Origin of the sequence: Mucilaginibacter panaciglaebae (assembly GCF_039539265.1) — a bacterium.
In the GTDB taxonomy this organism is placed as follows: domain Bacteria; phylum Bacteroidota; class Bacteroidia; order Sphingobacteriales; family Sphingobacteriaceae; genus Mucilaginibacter; species Mucilaginibacter panaciglaebae.
The window spans coordinates 188,287-208,247 of record NZ_BAABCV010000008.1; the positions used below are offsets into that span (position 1 = coordinate 188,287).

Below are 19,961 nucleotides of genomic sequence, written 5' to 3' on the forward strand. Positions count from 1 at the left end.
CGAAAGATACAAAAGTTCTATAAGCCAATGTCAAGATCTACACGTGAGTGTGTAACAATTTGAATAATAATCACTGAAATTTGGTTTTCAGACTTATCCCAAGTTACAACTTCGGAAAGCGAAGTTTTGTGTCCCTATCGCTGATCCACTCGCGAGTGTGTATCAAAATGGATCAATTGGATCAGCATGTAAAGCTAACTAATTGACTGTCAATAAATTGTAGTTTTTACTTTGCAAAAGTGGATCACTTTGGATCACTTTTCATGACTTTTAAGTCTTTTTTTTGGATCAGACATTTTGCACGATTTCGTTTAATTCCACCCACTGTCGCAAACCTCCGGAAGTGGTACCTTACCTTACATTGATCATCCTGCGCACCTATGCTTCGGTACCGATGATGGAGCCGAACGCCGGAGTTACTTATACAAAAAAGCACAACGAAATTCCGTTGTGCTTTGCAGGTGTAGGGTATATATTTATTGTATTTTGACAGATGTCACCAGGTCATTGGCGGTTGGTGTCAGGTTAGGGAAATGCGGAGTGTCGCCGCTTGGCAGGGTCCAGGTTTGTCCGGTAAAATTGTCGTCTTTATACATGGTGACGGTCCAGCCGGTTGGTACTTTTGCTGATGACGCCCAATCGTTCACAAAACCATAAGGTGTAAGTTGCGAAAGCGTATAATTTCCCTTCGGGATCTTACCGGTCACGGTACCGCCATACAATGTATTTTGGTAAAATGTTACACCCGGATACAACAGCATAAAGTCTACCAGGCTGCAGGCCTCATAGGTTTGGATATAACCTGTCGGGCAGGCCACGGCATAGTTGCGGTAAGTTAAATTGCGCGACGGATCGCGGTTGGCCCAGCCGGTATCTACATTGGTTTGTATCCAGCTCAGGTATTGGGTTTGGCCGCCTTCGTTAATGAGCTGCATGATATATTGCGCAAAAATGGCTTTCATTACGCCCTGTTCGTTAAAGTCGCCTTCGGCAGGTAAAATACCCTGTGCATTACAAAGGTTATTTTTTACGTAATCGGCATAGCGGGTAGCGTCAGACAGGTAAGCGCTGTTACCGCTTTGTTTGTATAACAAGTAGGCTGCCCCAATAGCAGTACCTGCGTTATAAGTGTAAGCCTGCCCTCCCGGCGGGTTGCTGCCTATCTTATTATCATAAACCTGGCCGGTGCTGGTATTGGTTAAGTTGGCTTTAGCCCAGGTATAAATGCTTTGCGCCTTGGTTAAATAAGCGCTGTTGCCGGTAAGGGTATACAGGCGCATTGCGGCAATTACCGTCGGAAAGTTGATACACGAGTTTTTACCCGAATGGTTAAAATCCCAGTACATGCCGCCACCAACAGGGTCGTACGATCCGTTCCATACCCGGTCAAAGCCGGCTTGCGCAGTAGTAAGATAAGTGGCATTACCGGTTAACTGATTAGCCCGGCACAAGGCCATTACCCACCACATCATATCATCATAAATAAACCAAACGGTGGTGTTGTTCCAGTTAAAATGATCATACTTGTTATAGCCGCCGGTATACATATCATTAACACGGGTCAGATCGGCCGATTTACGAGTCCGGATATAATTATCCATAGCCATATCCCAGAAAATGGCATTCGTCCAGATAGCGGCATCGGCATCTTTTAAGGTAGTGCTGTAATAAAGTTTAGCTGTTGGGTTGTAACAGGCGGTATTAAAAGCGTTGTAAGCTGTTGTTGCATCGGCCGGGTCCCAGGAGTTGAGTGCCTCTCTGAGAGGCGGCACAGACCCTAAAGCCATTTTGTCGGCGGGCGAGGCATCCCTCTTTTTACAACTTAAAAACGCAACACACGCGCCAAGCATCAGGATAGTTGTTCTCTTCATAATTGCAGGAATTAGTAGTAATTATTGTTTTGATTAATTGTGCAACAATAAACTGTAGTTCAACTACCACAAGGTATTTGGCAGGCCAAATCATCGCGTATCACGAAACCTGCTTAAAACAACCTATTCAACAACATTTATTTTTGGTCAGCAGGGGGAAGCGACCGGGCTTTATATCTGATCTTTTTAAACTGCTTTTAAAATATGGCTAAATCATATCGTTTAAAATATTCGTCAGGTCATATTTCAACATTAACTTATCAGAAAAATCAAACAGATAAGATTATAACGAAAATAAATACAAAAGGTTTTATATCAGTAGTTTAAATCAAAAACAAACTACTGTCTGGAGATATAAGCACGATCAATTTAAATTAATTTATTCGAAATTCCTACATGAAATCGATTGCATTATTAACATATTTATGAATAATAATTTCCGGGCAAAAATTACCTATAATGCTTTTGTTTCCCGGACATCGGGCGCGTCAACGTTTAAACATATTTGTACGTATTATTGTATTAGCTAAGCAAATTACAAACACAAACACACTATGAGATCACCATTTAAGAAATTAACATTAAGCGCGGTACTCACAGCTGCCTCGGCGATGGCCATGGGGCAGGCTCTGGACACCACCAACCACGTAGAAACCCGACCATCTAACGGCGGCTATCAACCTGCCTTTGTTGGCCAGGCACGCATACATGGGGTGAAAACCAGCATGCCCATTGAAGCCACGGTAATAAACAGCAATCTAAAATCGCCATGGGGAATCCATGTACTGCCCGACGGCAGACTTTTAATAAGCGGGAAGCAGGGCTCCATGCAGATACTGAAAATGGACGGCACGCTGGATAAACAGATCACAGGCTTTCCCGAAGTGCTGGCCGAAGGCCAGGGTGGTTTATTAGATGTTAATATAGATCCGGACTTTACCCATAACCGCATGGTTTATTGGGATTATGCCGAACCAGGCGATAATGGCTCAACGCTTGCCATAGCTAAAGGCAAATTATCTGCCGATGAAACGCAATTGGAGAATGTAGTAGTGATTTACCGTGCTACACCAAGTTATAAGGGCGGATTGCAGTATGGTTCGCGCATTTTATTTGACAAGAAAGGCGATATGTTTGTAAGCACCGGCGAGCGGGGTGCCGAAGACATCCGGGTAAAAGCTCAGGATTTGAGCGCAACTATCGGCAAGGTTATTCATATTACCAAAGACGGCAAACCTGTACCTAACGGGCCGTTTGCTAAAACAACCGGCGCTAAGCCGGAGATATTTGCCTACGGTTTCAGAAACCCGGAAGGTATGGCCTGGAACCCGGTAACCGGCGAGTTGTGGGAGGACGAGTTTGGCCCGCGGGGCGGCGATGAGATCAACATCGTTCGCGCCGGCAATAACTATGGCTGGCCTTATGTAACTTACGGTATAGAGTATAGCGGCAAAAAGGTATACGACGGCATTCAGCAAAAAGAAGGCGTTACACAGCCTGTTTATTATTGGGACCCGAGTATATCGCCATCAGGCATAACTTTTTATACCGGCAACCTGATTCCTGAATGGAAAAACAATTTACTTGTGGGTGGTTTAGGTGGATCGCAGGTAGCCCGCCTTGTTATCAAGAACGACCATGTAGTTGGCGAGGAACGCATGCTTAAGAGATACAATGAACGCTGGCGGGCATTAACCACCGGTCAGGACGGCGCCATATATGCCATTACCGATGGTGGTAAGCTGTATCGTATTGCACCGGCGAAATAATTATAAAGCGGTTATTTTTAAAGACAAGAACAGGTGGTTTTTATATCAGGCTAAAGCCAACGGCAATGAATTGAACGGGCCTTATCAGGTCAATTCATTGCCGTCCCATTTATGGGACGGATAAAAGACAACCAAACGGCTTTAGCCTGACTAAGCTATTATAACGGGCTACATTAATATCAAAACGTTAAATAATAAAGTGTTTGTTATTTTTGCCAAATCTATGGTTACAAACGCGTCATCAATTCAAGATCTTCACCGCGCGGCAGTACAGCTTATTGAGTTTGCCGGCACCGAAAAGGTAGTTATTTTTAAAGGCGATATGGGCGCCGGCAAAACCACTTTTGTTAAGGCTATTTGCGAAGCCCTGGGCGTGCAGGAAGCTGTTACCAGCCCTACGTTTGCCATCGTAAACGAATATAAAAGCGACGATAAAAAGTTATATCACTTTGATTTTTATCGCCTTAAAACGCAAACCGAAGCTTTAGATATGGGTGCCGAAGAATACTTTTACTCAGGCGCCTACTGCTTCATTGAATGGCCAGATAAGATCCCGGATATGCTGCCACTGCATTACATCAAGGTAACTATCAGCGTTTTAGCCGATGGCAGCCGGCAAATATCAATTGAAAAAATCTGACGAAATTTTACTACCTTCATCCATCCTAAAAATAGATTATGAGTTCAGGGAAATACAGCGGTTTTTCGGACGTCGCGAAACAAGCCATGATGCAACCGCAAGAGTCGATGCTTGAGGTCAAGAACAAAAGAAATAAACTTTACATAGGCATACCCAAAGAGATTTCTTTCCAGGAAAACCGCATACCCCTTACTCCGCTTTCTGTTGCTTTATTGGTTAATAACGGGCATGAAGTAATGCTGGAAAGCAACGCCGGCAAAGCAGCCAAATTTTTAGATAAAGATTATTCAGAACAGGGTGCTCAAATAGTTTTTAATACTAAAAAAGTTTACGAAGCCGATATCATTATCAAAATAGCTCCGCCCACCATGGATGAGATAGCCATGATGAAACCCGGCCAGATATTGATATCGACCTTGCAGCTATCGTCACTTAAGCCCGATCTGTTAAAGGCCATGCTAAAAAAACAGATCACGGCATTGTGCTTTGAACATCTGCGCGACGAGGGCAACTCATTGAGCGTGGTACGGGCCATGAGCGAGATTGTGGGTGCAACATCTATCCTGATAGCTGCCGAATACCTGAGCAATATATTTGATGGCAAAGGCCTGATGCTGGGCGGTATTACCGGCGTGCCACCAACCGAGATTGTTATTTTAGGCGCAGGTACCGTAGGCGAGTATGCTGCGCGCACCGCAATATCTTTAGGTGCCGAGGTCAAAGTATTCGATCCTTCTATTTATAAATTGCGCCGCCTGCAAAACAACATCGGCACGAAGGTATTCACATCTGTTGTGCAACCTATAGTTTTAGAAAAAGCCATAACTACCTGCGATGTTGCTATTGGCGCCATTCGCGCCGAGGACGGCCGCAGCCCATGCATAGTATCTGAGGCTACCGTGAGCAAAATGAAGCCCAACTCTGTAATTATCGATGTAAGTATTGACCAGGGCGGCTGTTTTGAAACTTCAGAAATTACCAACCATACTCATCCGGTGTTCCGTAAATATGATGTGATACATTATTGCGTGCCTAACATTGCATCGCGGGTAGCCCGAACTGCCACTTATGCATTAACCAATATTTTTGCACCTATATTGTTAGAAGTAGGCGAGCAGGGCGGTATTAAAAATGTGATCTGGCAAAAACCGGGCATACGTGAGGCAGTATACATTTATCAGGGGCACCTGACCAATAAACACATTGCCGAACGTTTCAATATTCCAAATAAAGATCTGGACCTGCTGATCGTTTCGCAGCATTAATGGCTGCTGGCCGGCGAAATGTACCGCGTAATAGCTTACACAATATCCTTTTATTGCCGCTATTCATAGTATAGCTAAAGGCAGATCAAAACCTCCATCATTAAAAAGGCGTTGTCTTTTAATTGTGCTGCACAACCCAAATGTTTGTTTAGCCAAGGCACCAAAATTGCTAAGAATAAAACAGATTAATGCCAACATTAAACACTGGATGAATTTATTTGTTCATGGTTAAAGCGTGCATTATTTTCCGCGATTACAATATATTTGATTTACAATGAGATTATTCAACAAAACCTATCTTAAAAAGATCTGGAAAGTCTTAGTTGCCACCTTTAGTGGTTTTGTCAGCGATAATGGATTAAAGCTAAGTGCATCGCTGGCTTACTATACTGTTTTCTCGCTGGCGCCGCTTTTAATTTTGGTAATATCATTGGCAGGTTTGTTTTTTGGCAATGATGCTGCCTCTAACCGCTTATATCCTCAAATAGCGCAGTACGTTGGCTCGCAGGCTGCAATTCAGATTCAGGACATGCTGAAGAGCCTGGCTTTATCGGGCAAAACAGGCCTTGCCGTAGTAATTGGGGTAATTACTTTAATGCTGGGTGCGAGCAGTATTTTTATAGAAATTCAAGATTCGTTAAATATTATCTGGCGTGTAAAAGCCAAACCGAAAAAGGGCTGGCTAAAATTGCTGAAAAATCGGTTTTTATCATTCTCACTTATTGTCAGTCTGGGTTTCCTGCTGCTGGTGTCGTTAGTAATTAACTTTGTGATGGATGCATTAAGCAAAAGGTTGGCCTACTTTCTGCCTTATATTACTAACGTGCTGGTTAAATGTGTTAACCTGGCTGTCACCCTTATTGTCATCTCCACATTATTCGGCATCATATTTAAAGTACTCCCCGATGTTAAGATCCGCTGGAGAGATATACGCTCTGGCGCACTTTTTACAGCTGTATTATTTATGCTTGGCCAATATGGCATCAGCATATACTTACAATATACTGCTCAGAGTTCGGCTTATGGCGCGGCAGGGTCTATTATTCTGATATTACTATGGATTTATTACACCGCGGCAATATTGTATATAGGCGCCGAGTTTACACAGGTATATGCCGAAGCCATTGGCTGCAAAATTGAGCCTGCCGAATATGCGGTAGCTGTCGTACAGACCGAGGTGGAGAAAGAGGTTGAGGTGATGCCGCCGCAAAACCCACAACTAAAAGGAAAATTAGAAAAACCCGAAAAAACATCGTGAAACAATTGAATATCAGTCGCAAGTTTGCATTTATAAGGTAAATTTTTGCTAATTTTAGTATCCAATTATGATTTAAAGAGGTGTATTATAATAAACTCTATCGGTTTATTTTTCTGGTAGTTGTGCTCTTCTGCCTCAGATCGCGTGTAAATGCCCAATCGTTCAGAATGAATGAACCTGGAGGTGTCGAAAATATACCGTTCGAACTGGTGCGCAACCTCATCGTCATCAAGTTAAAGATCAACAATCGCGGCCCTTATAATTTTGCACTGGATACCGGCGTGGGTTACATGCTCATTACCGAACCTTCGCTCATTGATTCATTGGGCATTGAAAGCAAGCACACGGTTAAGATACACGGCTTAGGCGAAGGCAATGATTTTGAAGCTTACATAACAAGCCCGCTAAAGATTGATTTGAACGGGGTGGTAAGCAGTAATATAAATGCTGCTGCGTTTACAAAAGATCATTTCGGGCTTTCTGCTTATGCCGGCAGAACCATTCACGGTTTACTGGGATTTGAATTTTTTAGCCAGCTTGCTGTAAAAATTAATTTTGCAGACAACAGGCTGGTAGTATCGGTTCCTAAAGACATGAAGTACTATAAACGTGCGGCTAAAATACCTATCAGTATTGAAGACAGAAAGCCTTATCTTACCACCAGGGTTACTTTTGCTGACGGTACTATAAGGCAAAGCAAACTGGTAATTGACCTGGGCGCAGGGCATTTTATTTCTATGGAGCACTTGAGCGATAGGGATAAGCTCCAGCCCAAACACATCAGGGCCAGTTTAGGCATCGGCATTAACGGACCTATAAGCGGTTACCTTAGTCGCATCAAATCGGTAGAGTTGGGAAAATATGAGGTTAAAAATGTTATAGCAGCTTTCCCGGATAATAGCCAGGCGCCCGCAGCTACACCACGCGATGGAAACCTTGGAATAGGCTTACTTAAAAAGTTCAACGTGATTTTTGATTACCCGCATAATGTGCTGTACCTGAAACCAGGTTCAGGCTATAAAAAGCGCGATGAACACGACATGAGCGGCCTCACCTACTACAGCATTATGGACGACGACCTGGTTCATATAGTGATCGATAAGGTTGAACCGGGATCGGCAGCCAGCGATGCAGGATTAAAGCAGGGCGATGAGATAGAAATGATCGATACTCATGCTGTTGGCAACATGTCGTTGCAACAAATAGACGATCTATTCCAATCAAGAGACGGGCGACCGTTCTTTTTACTGATCTCAAGGGGTAAAAAGTACGTACCAATACGCCTCACCTTAAAACGCCGGGTTTAACCGGCAAAAGCCCGACGATTATTTTAATTGGCTTATGTTTTCGAAGAAAGCAGTTTGCAAGTCTAAAAGCGACCGCACATCGATCTTTTCGCCATACATGTCAAAACACAAAAATTTCGAATTTTTAATATCTCCCTCTTTATTTCTCTCAATAAAATTAAAAGTTTCAAAAAAATAGTGGTTAGTAGTAACCTTATTTCGCCTGTTGGTTTGCGATGTATTCAGCCTAAACCCTATTGAATCTATCCATTTGTGCACTTTAGAATGCAGGTTACGCATGTTACTCATAAGTTAAGTATTTATTACCTAAACGAAACCAAAGGACATTAGTTTTAACTCAATGCGATTAATTTATAAACAGATGTTAACTAAGAAAAAAATCGCTATTATTAAATTTCTATAAATAAAGGAAATGAAATTTCCCTACCACCTATGATTGAAACCTTAAAGAATTAAATTTCGTAAAAAAAGCCCATTACTTTACGCTACATAAAATTCATTGCTATGAAGATCAAATATTTACTGCCTATTTTGCTTTTTGCATTAATCAGCGCTAGCGCATGTAAGAGCACAACCAACCCCGGGCCAACCGGGGCTACCGGAGAAACCGGAGCTACAGGCCCAACCGGGGCTACGGGAGCTACCGGCGCCGCAGGTGCAGATGGAGCGGGCGGTCCGCAGGGCGAGGCGGGCGCTACAGGAGCCACAGGTACCGATGGAACCAATGGAACTAATGGTGCAACGGGAGCGAAAGGTGCCACAGGCGCAACGGGTGCCACAGGCGCTACCGGGGCCGCAGGATCAAATGGTGCTACAGGGGCCACCGGAGCTACAGGGGCCACAGGCGCGGCGGCAACAGTTTCCAATTATATATTTACTAATCAAACCGTATTTATAGTAGGCTTGACGCACTTTGTAGTACCTGCAATTACCCAGGACATTGTTGATAAAGGTATTGTATTGGTATATTTCCGAAACAGCGGCACAACTACATCCTGGAATCCGCTGCCATATTCAGAATCTGGAAATACTTTAAATCTGCAAGATTACGGAGTGGGCTATATCAATTTAAAATCAAACTTTACATCATCAGGCTTAGACATCCGGGTAGTGATTATTCCGGGCACATCATTAACAACGCTGATGTTACATAATCCCGGCCTAAACCTGAACAACTTTGATCAGGTAGCTAAGGCAACCGGCATCCAATAAAAAATCATAGCTAAGTCAATAATCGGGGGTCGTTGAAAAATTCAGCGGCCCTTTTTTATTTAAGTCGATTTAAGCTATTTTGGTATCATGCTAAATGATAAAAAATTTACCCGCACAAGGATAGCTCCAACACCCAGCGGCTATCTGCATTTGGGTAATGCCTTGTCATTTGCATTAACCGCCGCCATTGCCCGTAAAACCGGCGCAAAAATTTTTTTAAGGATCGATGATCTGGATCAGCAGCGGGTAAATCTCGCTTATGTGCATGATATTTTTGATACGCTCAATTTTCTGGAGATACCCTGGGATGAAGGCCCGCGCAATGTAATTGAATATCATGGCGAATGGTCGCAACTACACCGGATGGATACCTACAATAAAGTGCTGCAACAGCTGGCGGCCCAACAAGGGGTTTTTGCATGCAAGTGCTCGCGGTCGCAATTGCAGGGTACCAGCTACCCGGGCAACTGTATCAATCAGTCTATTCCGCTGGATACGCCCAATACCGCCTGGCGCTTATATACCAACGATAGGCCCATTACCCTTAAAACATTAAACAATGCAGTAACTACCGCTCGTCTGCCCGGATCTATGAAAAACTTTGTAGTAAAAAAGAAGGATGATCATCCGGCGTATCAATTAGCTTCGGTAGTAGATGACTTGTATTTTAATGTTGACCTGATTATACGCGGCGAGGACCTTTACCCCTCCACTCTGGCACAACTTTTTCTGGCTGATGTTTTAGGCAAGGCCTTTAACCAAATCACCTTTCATCATCATCAGCTGTTAATGGGGTCTAACAGCCAAAAACTATCTAAATCGGCAGGGGCAACATCAATTAAATATCTGCGTGAGCAGGGGCAGACGTCGGCACAGATTTACCGAACCATTGGCTCAATGACTGGCACAACATTACCATTACAGCATTTTGACGATTTTTTAGATGTGCTGTTTTAATAACCGGCAGCGGAAAATGCAGTTTATTTTACACGTTTAAGCGTACCACTAAAGCTGGTACCCTGAAATCCTATTACGACGTTCATTTTATCGCCGTCTATTTTTCCTTTTACGTATTGTACCGCAAAGCCATTATAAGTAAAGGGTTTAAACAGGATGTCATTGCCTTTAATTACACCATTTTTAAGAGGGATGTCGCCAATCTCGGTATTAACGGTACCGTTAACTATACCCTTATCCTCTTTCATGTTTACCGTAACATCGTACAGTAAAGCTATAGTACCAGACCATTTTCCGCCCGCACCTTCGGCATAACATACGGCGGTAGCTACTAAAACTGCCAGCAACGAAATCAAAAAGTACTTCTTCATCTCTTATCTCCTTTTTTTGTGCTTTTTGTAATTATAGACAAAATTAAGGTATTACGGTTTAATGTATTCAAATTTTTATAAAAGCTAATTCAAAAAAGTGTAATTTTAATTATTATGAGATCATCACAAAACCGCAGATCGGCTATTAAAAACATTATCGCCGGAACCGGGGCCGTTGCCGCCGCGGGTGCTTTGTCTGCATTTAAAACCGCTCCCGCAGCCCATGCACAGCCTGAAAAATTAAAAGGCAATATTAATCATTCAGTATGCCGCTGGTGTTTTCAAAACATCGACCTGGATACACTATGTAAAGCCGCCAGCGATATGGGTATGAAGGCTATTGACCTAATTGGGCCTGACGAATGGGAAATTGCAAAAAAGCATGGCCTCTATTCATCAATGTGTAACGGTCCAGGCGTTGCAATTACATATGGTTGGAATGACCCGGCAAAACACGATAATCTGGTAAAAAGCTATAGCGACCTCATACCCAAAGTGGCTGCGGCAGGTTACAAAAATCTCATCTGTTTTAGCGGCAACCGCGAAGGTAAGGATGATGTAACAGGCATGGAAAATTGCGTGACCGGCCTTAAACGAATATTGCCGCTTGCCGAAAAACACGGTGTAGTGCTGTGCATGGAATTACTGAACAGCAAGGTTAACCATCATGATTACCAATGCGACCGTACCGACTGGGGCGTAGCGTTATGCAAAAAATTAGGCTCAGAAAATTTCAAGCTGTTATATGATATCTATCATATGCAGATCGATGAGGGTGATGTAATTGCTACCATCAGAAAAAACCACCAGTACCTGGCGCATTTCCACGTTGCAGGTGTGCCGGGCCGTAACGAGCCTAATGATACCCAGGAATTATATTATCCTGCTATTATTAAAGCTATAAAAGATCTGGGCTTTAAAGGCTATGTAGCTCAAGAATACTTGCCAATAGTACACGATCAGGACCAACAAATCGCCTCATTGAAAGCTTCGATGATGATTTGTGATGTGTAATGACCCAGTCATCCTTAAACAAAAAAGGCCTTCTGAATACTCAGAAGGCCTTTTTTATTATCCGTTATCTGCAGATTATTACTTAGCAACCGCTGGTTGCTTTAAAGTCAATTTAATAGGTTGGTTGTTAAAAGTGGTGGTTAAAACCAGCTTACCTTCAGCAATAGTACCTTTGTAAACAATTGGCTTACCATTAAAGGTAGTAGTGAACTGGATGTTATCACCATCAACTTTACCTTCAGAAATAGTGTTTTTACCCATTTGGGCAGCTACAAACGGAGTGTAACCAGCTTCATCAGGGTTTTCTGATTTTGGGTTGTTATCAATTAAAGCGAAAACACCGGTTAATTTGGCGCCATCGGTTTTCAAAGTAAGCGATAAGTTATACTGTCCTTCAACCAATCCTTTCCAAACACCGTCAACACTGGCTGCTAAACTTACGGTAACTGCAGTTAGTACCACAACGGCTGCTAATAATACCTTTTTCATTTTTTTAATTTAGTTTTTATTTATTATTAATAGTTACAAATTTATCAAAATAACGCGAAATTTCTGTAACACTTTCGTTTTAAAACTGTAACGATTGTGTTTCTCTACTCGCTGCTGTCTCTGCTTCGACAGCCACCCCGGTAGGTAAAACACCATTCTCATCAAAAATAACCAATGTATTTTTACCAGGTTTTAACCAACAATTGGGTATGTACATTCCGCTTATTTTGATCTTTTCCGGGTATCGCCCCAGGTTATGCCCGTTAACCCATACCGAACCCGAGCTCAAGCTGGTAGTATTAACGCGCCATATAGCATTTGAGTATGTTTTGCCCGCAAGGTTTAATACAGATTTATAAAATTGTGGCCTGTTTGTTGGCCTTGCCGGGAGTTCTGACCATCCAAGGTCACTGTTTGCAAACCCGATAACACATCCGTCACCTGTAACATTACCGCACGGCCCGCCTCGCATACGCCAATTGGTAACATTCAGCGCAGGGCTTTCACTACCGGTTTTTTTCAATGTTACTTTGCCCCATATACCTTTACGATCCAATGTATCTATCTCACCTATTTTAAAGATCAATTTATTGCGGCCGATATGCGAGGTAAAAATTGCCAGGGTGTGTATAACTCCGCCGGTTAAAGCTAAATGCACCGTATCAGGAAATAGCCCCGGGGTATCCACTCGTTTGCCGTCCAGAAACACCGCACCACCTTCAGGGGCTTTACGTAACTGTAACAGATAATGGCCTGTCTGACCTACTTTTATTTTAGTACGATACCATGCATATGCTGTAATGTCACCGTCGGCGCCCATTTGCTGCGGATCAGTTGTTTGCTTCCAGCTTTTATCATTAAACTCAGGCTGTGCGGCCAATGACGCATCCTTTGCCTGCCAGTCTCCTAATTTTAATTGCTGCGGATGATTGCCGGCCGGTTTTTGATTTAACTTAACAACGGCACCATTTGATTTAAAAATCCAAACCGGAAAAGTTGCTTTTACCGTCCAGGGACGTTCAATCATCGCCCCGTTAGCAGTAGCATTTGCAACGTAATCCGCACCGGCGATAACATTGCCGTTAGTCTCATCAAACCAACTACGGGTAGCCAACTCATTGTTTACTGCGATAATTTTTAATGTATGGCCCGCTATAGTAATGCTGTGGGCTGACGGCACTGTGCCGATAGCTGTATTAAACGCCAACAAGCCGTTAGCGAACTTAAAGGCGTTTGAATTTAAAGCCGCCGTTGCATTTTCATCTACAGAAAAATATAACTGCACCTTTGAGTCAGTATCGCCATAAACCAATAGTGTCGTGGTATTGCCTTGTGGAATGACCGCGTAGATACGTGCGGGAGCCCAGATTAGTTTAATGTTTGGTGCGATTGCATAGTTCTTCACTACCGGCATAATCTCACCCGGCGCCAGTTTAAGCGATGTTGCTCCTTTTACAGGTACATCCGCCGGAGGCTTAAGCTGAAATTTTACCGCTATTGAATCAGGATTATCTAAAAAAGCAATGGTTCCGGCTGGGCTTTTACGGGCGGTTACTTTAATGATGGTATCAGACACCGTAGGTTTATTTTGCTGCTCGTCGAGACTGTTTTCTAATATGGCTTGAAAACTACGGGCAAACCAGTTAGCTCGTTTAAAGCTGTAATAAATAGGTCGCAGATCGCCGGTTTGTCCAACGGCGGCCCCATAATCGTAAGAAGCCGCATTGTCGCGGTCATTATTATAATCGAAGTTTGAGCCACCGTGCGCCATATAAACGTTATAACCGTTACCTCCGTGGGCGATGATCTTCCAGGTACGGCGATCATACAGGGTAGAATCTGTTTCCTGCGGACCGTAATTCAGGAACCATACCCCCCAATACTCAGGGCTGAACCACGGGTTAGGCCGGCCGGGGTCATCAAGGCTGGCATAATCGCTGGCCGGGTCATTGCCCGAATGCAGACCGCTGAAAAAGTACGGCACCTGTAAACCCAGTTGGAGCGATTTAGCTCTTAAATGTTTAAAGTAATTATCGGGCATTACGGTTCCCCAGCCGCCACGGTGTTCGTTTTCCAACTGCACCATAATTACCGCCCCTCCACGGTTGATCTGGTTTCGCGACACAATCGGTATCAGCTTCTCAAAGTAACGGTCTACCGCAGCCAGAAAAGCCGGATTGTCTTCGCGCACGCGTAAGCCTTTTTTAAACCGCAACCAAATAGGATATCCCCCCATATTCCACTCGCCGCAGTAATACGGCCCAACCCGAACGATAGCATACATGCCCATGCTTTTAATGAGTTTTAAATATGCATCCAGGTCATGATTGCCGGTAAAATTAAATTGCCCCTCTTTGGGTTCATGAAAATTCCAGAATGTATACATTTCTACCGCATTGAAGCCTGCACGTTTAAGGCGTAATAAGCGGTCATGCCATAAGGCACGCGGCACCCGCGCATATTCCATCCCCGCGGAGGCAATAAAGGTACGTTTGCCATTGATCAAAAACCCACGTGCATCGTAATCAAAAAAAGGTTTTGCAACTGTTGCCGATGGAAACATGTGGTCGTTGCGTGATGGTGTGCCTGTGCCTGGTTGAGCAGCGGCACTCATGAAGATCACTAATAAAAAAAAAGGTAACATAATACCGCACAACGCCGTGCGAGATTTTAAGATCCCTGGCTTCCAAAGGTGAGATAACGAAGCCCACCGACTATATTCCGCTGTCATTGCGAGGAGGAACGACGAAGCAATCGCAAGGATGCAATATTTGTGATTGCCATGCTGCGCTCGCAATGACAAAATGAAATTGCTGACGCTGAGATTATTCAAGCGTAAGCCTTTACGCTCACCCTTCGAGGGCCCCGGGGTGACAGCCCAGTAAGTATCTACTATCATGGCGCAATTTAATACAAAACAAAAAAGGAGGCAACCTGTTGGGTGCCTCCTTTAAATATATTAAATGGATTTATATTAAATACCGCTTAGTTTCCAAGGTTGTCTGTAATCGCGTTTAACAAATTGGTTAACCTCGTCAACGTTGGTAACTTTTAAGTTAGCAGCGTCATAGATCAAGTCGATGTAACGGGCAGGGTAGCTTGCACCTCTGCGGCGTCTGCCCTCAACTTGTTGAGCGTCGGCAGCAGCCAGTTTTGGAACGTTAACACCTCTGATAGCTAAGTTACACATTAACATGGCTTCGGTTAATAAAGCAGCTTCTTCAAACGGAGAACTGGTTTCCATGTTACCGTAACCTGCAAGACAAGCTTCAACCCATTGTGCATAGTGACCTTCAGTACCATTTTTAACCCTTGCATATTTCTCAGGAACATTCAGATCGTCCATTCTTGAAGTAGGTAGCAGACGCGCACGTGAAGCGTAGCAACCTGCAGTCATTTTACCTTTAGTACCAATAAACAGCATACCACCGTCGCCTTCACCCCAGTGTTCAGCCGGATCAAGCTCTTCAGGACGAGGAGGAATCATACCGCCATCCAGCCAATGTACTTTTACCGGGCCTTTGGTTTTATTGGTTTTAGGGAAAGTCATTGTAGTGAAGCTTGAAGCCGGACCGGTTTCTAACGAACCACCCTGGCCAACGCTGGTTGATACTTTGTCAACATATTTAAGGTTAAGCACTTTCATTGGGCCATGCAGAATATGTGCACCCATGTCGCCCAATACGCCTGTACCGAAATCCCACCAGCCTCTCCAGTTAAATGGCAATACCTGCACACCGCCTGGTTGGTCTTTACCAATAGGGTATGGTCTTTCTTTAGCAGTACCTTGCCACAAATCCCAGTTCAGGGTACTTGGCGGCGTGGTTGATTGTTTAGGCCACTGTAAACCGTTTGGAGTGTTAGCCTGGTAATATCCCTGAGGCCATACAGGGCGGTTAGTCCAGCACCAAACCTCGGTAACGTCACCAATCAAACCGGCATCATACCATTCCATCATTTGACGCACACCGTCAGATGATGAACCCTGGTTACCCATTTGGGTTTGTACTTTATATTTTTTACCCATGTTAGCCATCATACGTGCTTCGTACACGTCGTGAGCCATAGGTTTTTGTACATAAACGTGTTTTTTTAATGCCATTGCTGCAGTAGCAACTACGGCGTGGGTATGGTCTGGAGTAGCGCAGTGTACAGCGTCAAAGTTTTTGTGCTCTTTATCAAACATCTCTCTCCAATCCACATATTTTTTTGCGTCAGGATATTTGTTGAACACATGTGCTGCGTAATCTTGGTCAACATCACATAAAAATGCAGGTTTAGCTTTACCGCTTGCCACAAATGCAGCATTATCGCTTGTACCTTTACCGCCCAAACCCACACTGGCATAATACAAGGTATCACTTGGTGCTCTGTAACCTTTACCCAGTACAAAACGAGGTACAATAGTAAAACCAGCAGCTGCTAAAGCACTTGTTTTCACGAAATCTCTCCGTGAAGTGCTGTCTGCCTTTTCTTCATTCTCTTTCATGTTATTAGTTTTAATGTTGGATGTATTGTTTGTTAAATGTTCCATCTTAAATTCACACAGGCTCAACCATTCAAAAAATCAATTGTGTGTATGCTGCGCTTAATTGGTTTCAATGCGGATGTTCATCACTAACGCGTTGAGAAAGGTTGAAATTATGAATTAAATACGAATAACTAAAAAAAATCAGGGAATACAACGTAACAATTTTATCATAAAAAAAATCAATCACGTATATACAAGCTAATAATGTGCCATCGATTGCAAATCGTACACCAATTGCATACTGTATAATATGACTGTTATTTTGAACCGTAAATGGCGTCCTTCTATTATTTTTCTGCGATGACTGCACATTTTTAAACAATTGTTTGAGTTTTAAGTGTACATCGGACACTAAAAAAATAAGATTTTTAACCCTAAACAGCCATTTGCCCGATTATTTAGGCAGATTACTGTCAAATTGCCTTATATATTGAGCAAAAGATTGTTATATATTACAAAATACATATTACTTTTGCCGACCATAACTGTTATGAGCAACATATCTCCACAACTTAAAGTCTTGTCTATTGATATAGGCGGGTCGCACATTAAGGCAACAGTCTTAGATAAGGATGGCGCATTACTGGTAGATTACAATAAAGTGGAGACACCACAACCTGCTACCCCCGAAAATGTGGTGAACGCCATTAAAAAGTTGGCTAAACCTTTCGAAGGGTTCAATCGCATATCGGTAGGCTTTCCGGGTTATGTGCGCGATAGCATTGTAAAAACTGCTCCCAACCTGGCTAATGCCGCCTGGGCTAATTTCAATCTGGGTAAAAAACTTGAAGAGGAATTAGGTTGCCCGGCTGCGGTAGTAAATGATGCCGATATGCAGGGTCTTGGCGTGGTAGCCGGCAAAGGTTTAGAACTGGTAATTACGCTGGGCACCGGTTTCGGCACCGCATTATTACTTGACGGCAAACTGCTGCCGCATCTTGAAGTAGGGCAAAGCCCGGTTACTAAAACCAAAACCTACGACAAATTCATTGGCGAAAAAGCGTTTGAGCACGAAGGCAAAAAGAAATGGAACACCCGCATGAAAAGGGTTTTGAAAAATTTAAAAACACTATTCAACTACGACTACTTGTACATAGGTGGCGGCAATGCCCGAGAGTTAGATTTTGAGCTGGATAAAAACATAAAATTGGTTACTAACAAAGACGGTATAAAAGGCGGTGCCAGACTATGGGCTCCTCAGCAAGCTATTAAGCCTAAAAAACAATTATCAACAATTAAAAAATAAATCACATATCATAAAAAAGAGGAAATGGATTCAAAAAGTCAAAACATTGAGGAATTAGCAATTAATACGGTAAGAATTTTGTCGGCCGATGCTGTACAAAAAGCTAACTCTGGCCACCCGGGTACTGCTATGGCGCTTGCGCCGGTAGGTCACGTACTTTGGAAGGAGTTTATCAACTTTAATCCAAAAAACCCCGATTGGGCAAACCGCGATAGATTTATCCTGTCGGCAGGCCACGCTTGCATTTTACAGTACAGCTTTTTACACCTGTTAGGTTATGATCTTTCTTTAGATGATATTAAAAATTTCCGCCAGTTGCACAGCAAAACGGCAGGTCACCCTGAGTATGGTTTGGCTCCCGGCGTTGACGTAACCACCGGCCCGTTGGGACAGGGTTTCGCTAACGGCGTAGGTTTTGCTATTGCACAAAAACACTTAGCCGGCTACTATAACAAACCAGGTTTCGACCTGTTTAACTACCATATATATGCTATCTGCAGCGATGGCGACATGATGGAAGGCGTAACTTCTGAAGCCGCTTCACTGGCAGGCCACTTAGAGTTAGGTAACCTCATTTATTTATATGATGATAACAAGATCTCTATTGAAGGCAGCACCGACATTGCTTTTAATGAAGATGTTGATGCACGTTTCAGAGCTTACGGGTGGCATGTACAATCAGTAGATGATGCTAACGATATCAAAGCTATCGAGCTTGCTTTACGCAATGCAAAATCCGAGACTCAAAAACCATCACTGATCCGTGTTCGTTCATTGATCGCTTATGGTAGCCCTAACAAATCAGGTACTGCAGGTTCGCACGGTTCGCCGCTGGGTGCTGACGAGATCAAACTGGTGAAAAAATTCTTTGGCTTTGACGAAGAAAAATCATTCAACATCCCAACCGAAGTTGAGCAATACTACCATGAAATTGGTGCCCGCGGTATTGAGTATGAGAAAAAATGGAACGACTTGTTTGCTCAATACAAAGCGAAATACCCTGAATTAGCTGCCGAGTATGAAGCTGCTGCTAAAAACGAGCTTCCACAAGGCTGGAAAGATAAATTGCCGGTGTTTAAAGCCTCTGACCCTAAAATGGCAACCCGCCAGGCTTCAGGTAAAGTTTTAAATGCGCTTGCTGCAAGTTTCCCTCACCTGATTGGTGGTGCTGCAGATTTGGCTCCGTCGACCGAAACAAACCTGAAAGAATCTGATTCATTCACTTCTGAAAACCGTAACGGGCGTAATTTCCACTTCGGTATCCGCGAGCATGCAATGGGTTCTGCATTGAATGGCATGGCATTGACTAAAGGTATCAAACCATTTGGTGCTACCTTCCTGATGTTCTCAGAGTACATGCGCCCGCCAATTCGCTTAGCGGCTATCATGAAAATCTCTCCGATCTTTGTTTATACGCACGACAGTATAGGTTTAGGCGAAGATGGCACTACTCACCAGCCGATCGAGCAATTGATCTCTTTACGTTCAATTCCAAATATTACCGTCATCCGTCCGGCAGATGCTAACGAAACTACCCACGCATGGCGCGTAGCTATCGAGAAAAACGATGGACCGACTGTGCTGGTATTTACCCGTCAAGGTTTGCCAATTTTAGACCAGGAGAAATATGCTGCGGCTGATAATCTGGAGAAAGGCGCCTATGTATTGTCTGACTCTGACAAAACTCCGCAGGTTATTCTGATGGCTACAGGTTCTGAAGTTGCATTGATATTACAAGCTCAAGCTAAATTAGCAGAAGAAGGTATTGCTGCCCGTGTGGTTAGTATGCCGTCTTGGGAGTTATTTGAGAAACAAGATGCAGCCTATAAAGAATCAGTTTTCCCGAAAGCTATCAAAAAACGCCTGGCTGTTGAAATGGCCTCTCCTCTGGGCTGGCATAAATATGTTACCGACGAAGGCGATACCTTATGTATGACAACTTTCGGCGAATCGGCTCCGGCAGAAGAGCTTTACAAATACTTTGGCTTTACCGTAGACAACGTAGTTAAAAAAGCAAAAGCTTTATTATAA

At 43.4% G+C, this 19,961-nt stretch carries 16 protein-coding genes; 10 read left to right on the top strand and 6 right to left on the bottom strand.

From position 1 onward, the window contains the following. Positions 1–476 precede the first annotated feature (476 nt). Positions 477–1,871, bottom strand: coding sequence for a glycoside hydrolase family 76 protein (locus ABD772_RS12500; protein ID WP_345104823.1), 1,395 nt, complete (start codon positions 1,869–1,871; stop codon positions 477–479). Positions 1,872–2,425: 554 nt separating this feature from the next. Between ABD772_RS12500 and ABD772_RS12505 the strand changes: the two genes are divergently transcribed. From ABD772_RS12505 to ABD772_RS12525, 5 genes are all read left to right on the top strand, one after another. Continuing rightward, positions 2,426–3,640 (top strand): PQQ-dependent sugar dehydrogenase, encoded by a 1,215-nt coding sequence (locus ABD772_RS12505; RefSeq protein WP_345104826.1) that lies wholly within the window; start codon positions 2,426–2,428, stop codon positions 3,638–3,640. A 223-nt stretch (positions 3,641–3,863) separates the two neighbouring features. Further along, complete coding sequence (tsaE, locus tag ABD772_RS12510) at positions 3,864–4,280, top strand: tRNA (adenosine(37)-N6)-threonylcarbamoyltransferase complex ATPase subunit type 1 TsaE (protein WP_345104829.1); 417 nt, start codon at positions 3,864–3,866, stop codon at positions 4,278–4,280. Positions 4,281–4,318: 38 nt separating this feature from the next. Next, a complete protein-coding gene (locus tag ABD772_RS12515) occupies positions 4,319–5,545 on the top strand; it encodes an alanine dehydrogenase (RefSeq protein WP_345104831.1) in 1,227 nt (408 codons plus the stop codon). 274 nt (positions 5,546–5,819) lie between these two features. Next, the gene (locus ABD772_RS12520) at positions 5,820–6,803 is read left to right on the top strand and encodes a YihY/virulence factor BrkB family protein (RefSeq protein ID WP_345104834.1); all 984 of its coding nucleotides are present in this window, start codon (positions 5,820–5,822) and stop codon (positions 6,801–6,803) included. A gap of 167 nt (positions 6,804–6,970) precedes the next feature. After that, entirely contained in the window at positions 6,971–8,110 is a 1,140-nt protein-coding gene (locus ABD772_RS12525) for an aspartyl protease family protein (protein ID WP_345104837.1), read from the top strand. 18 nt (positions 8,111–8,128) lie between these two features. Here ABD772_RS12525 and ABD772_RS12530 read toward each other — a convergent pair whose 3' ends face one another. Then, a complete protein-coding gene (locus tag ABD772_RS12530) occupies positions 8,129–8,398 on the bottom strand; it encodes a hypothetical protein (protein ID WP_345104839.1) in 270 nt (89 codons plus the stop codon). A 216-nt stretch (positions 8,399–8,614) separates the two neighbouring features. Here ABD772_RS12530 and ABD772_RS12535 point away from each other — a divergent pair, with 216 nt between their 5' ends. Beyond that, positions 8,615–9,322: a hypothetical protein gene (locus ABD772_RS12535; RefSeq protein WP_345104842.1), complete on the top strand. Its 708-nt coding sequence runs from the start codon at positions 8,615–8,617 to the stop codon at positions 9,320–9,322. 87 nt (positions 9,323–9,409) lie between these two features. Next, the gene (locus tag ABD772_RS12540; protein ID WP_345104845.1) at positions 9,410–10,279 is read left to right on the top strand and encodes a glutamate--tRNA ligase family protein; all 870 of its coding nucleotides are present in this window, start codon (positions 9,410–9,412) and stop codon (positions 10,277–10,279) included. 23 nt (positions 10,280–10,302) lie between these two features. Here ABD772_RS12540 and ABD772_RS12545 read toward each other — a convergent pair whose 3' ends face one another. Next, positions 10,303–10,650 carry a hypothetical protein gene (locus tag ABD772_RS12545; RefSeq protein ID WP_345104848.1) on the bottom strand — a complete coding sequence of 116 codons (348 nt, stop codon included), beginning with the start codon at positions 10,648–10,650 and terminating at the stop codon, positions 10,303–10,305. Between the two features lie 114 nt (positions 10,651–10,764). Here ABD772_RS12545 and ABD772_RS12550 point away from each other — a divergent pair, with 114 nt between their 5' ends. After that, positions 10,765–11,664 (top strand): hydroxypyruvate isomerase family protein, encoded by a 900-nt coding sequence (locus ABD772_RS12550; protein ID WP_345104851.1) that lies wholly within the window; start codon positions 10,765–10,767, stop codon positions 11,662–11,664. A gap of 78 nt (positions 11,665–11,742) precedes the next feature. Here the strand turns inward: ABD772_RS12550 and ABD772_RS12555 are convergent, their stop codons facing one another. The 3 genes from ABD772_RS12555 to ABD772_RS12565 all read right to left on the bottom strand — a co-directional run bounded on the left by ABD772_RS12555 (position 11,743) and on the right by ABD772_RS12565 (position 16,642). Next, a complete protein-coding gene (locus ABD772_RS12555; protein ID WP_345104854.1) occupies positions 11,743–12,153 on the bottom strand; it encodes a hypothetical protein in 411 nt (136 codons plus the stop codon). Between the two features lie 79 nt (positions 12,154–12,232). Beyond that, on the bottom strand, positions 12,233–14,767 hold the full coding sequence (locus ABD772_RS12560) for a beta-galactosidase (RefSeq protein ID WP_345104857.1): 2,535 nt from the start codon (positions 14,765–14,767) through the stop codon (positions 12,233–12,235). A gap of 360 nt (positions 14,768–15,127) precedes the next feature. Further along, on the bottom strand, positions 15,128–16,642 hold the full coding sequence (locus tag ABD772_RS12565; protein WP_345104860.1) for a Gfo/Idh/MocA family protein: 1,515 nt from the start codon (positions 16,640–16,642) through the stop codon (positions 15,128–15,130). A 532-nt stretch (positions 16,643–17,174) separates the two neighbouring features. Between ABD772_RS12565 and ABD772_RS12570 the strand changes: the two genes are divergently transcribed. Together ABD772_RS12570 and tkt are read left to right on the top strand one after the other, a co-directional pair. Next, the gene (locus ABD772_RS12570) at positions 17,175–17,930 is read left to right on the top strand and encodes an ROK family protein (RefSeq protein ID WP_345104862.1); all 756 of its coding nucleotides are present in this window, start codon (positions 17,175–17,177) and stop codon (positions 17,928–17,930) included. Between the two features lie 24 nt (positions 17,931–17,954). Next, entirely contained in the window at positions 17,955–19,961 is a 2,007-nt protein-coding gene (gene tkt / locus ABD772_RS12575) for a transketolase (protein ID WP_345104865.1), read from the top strand.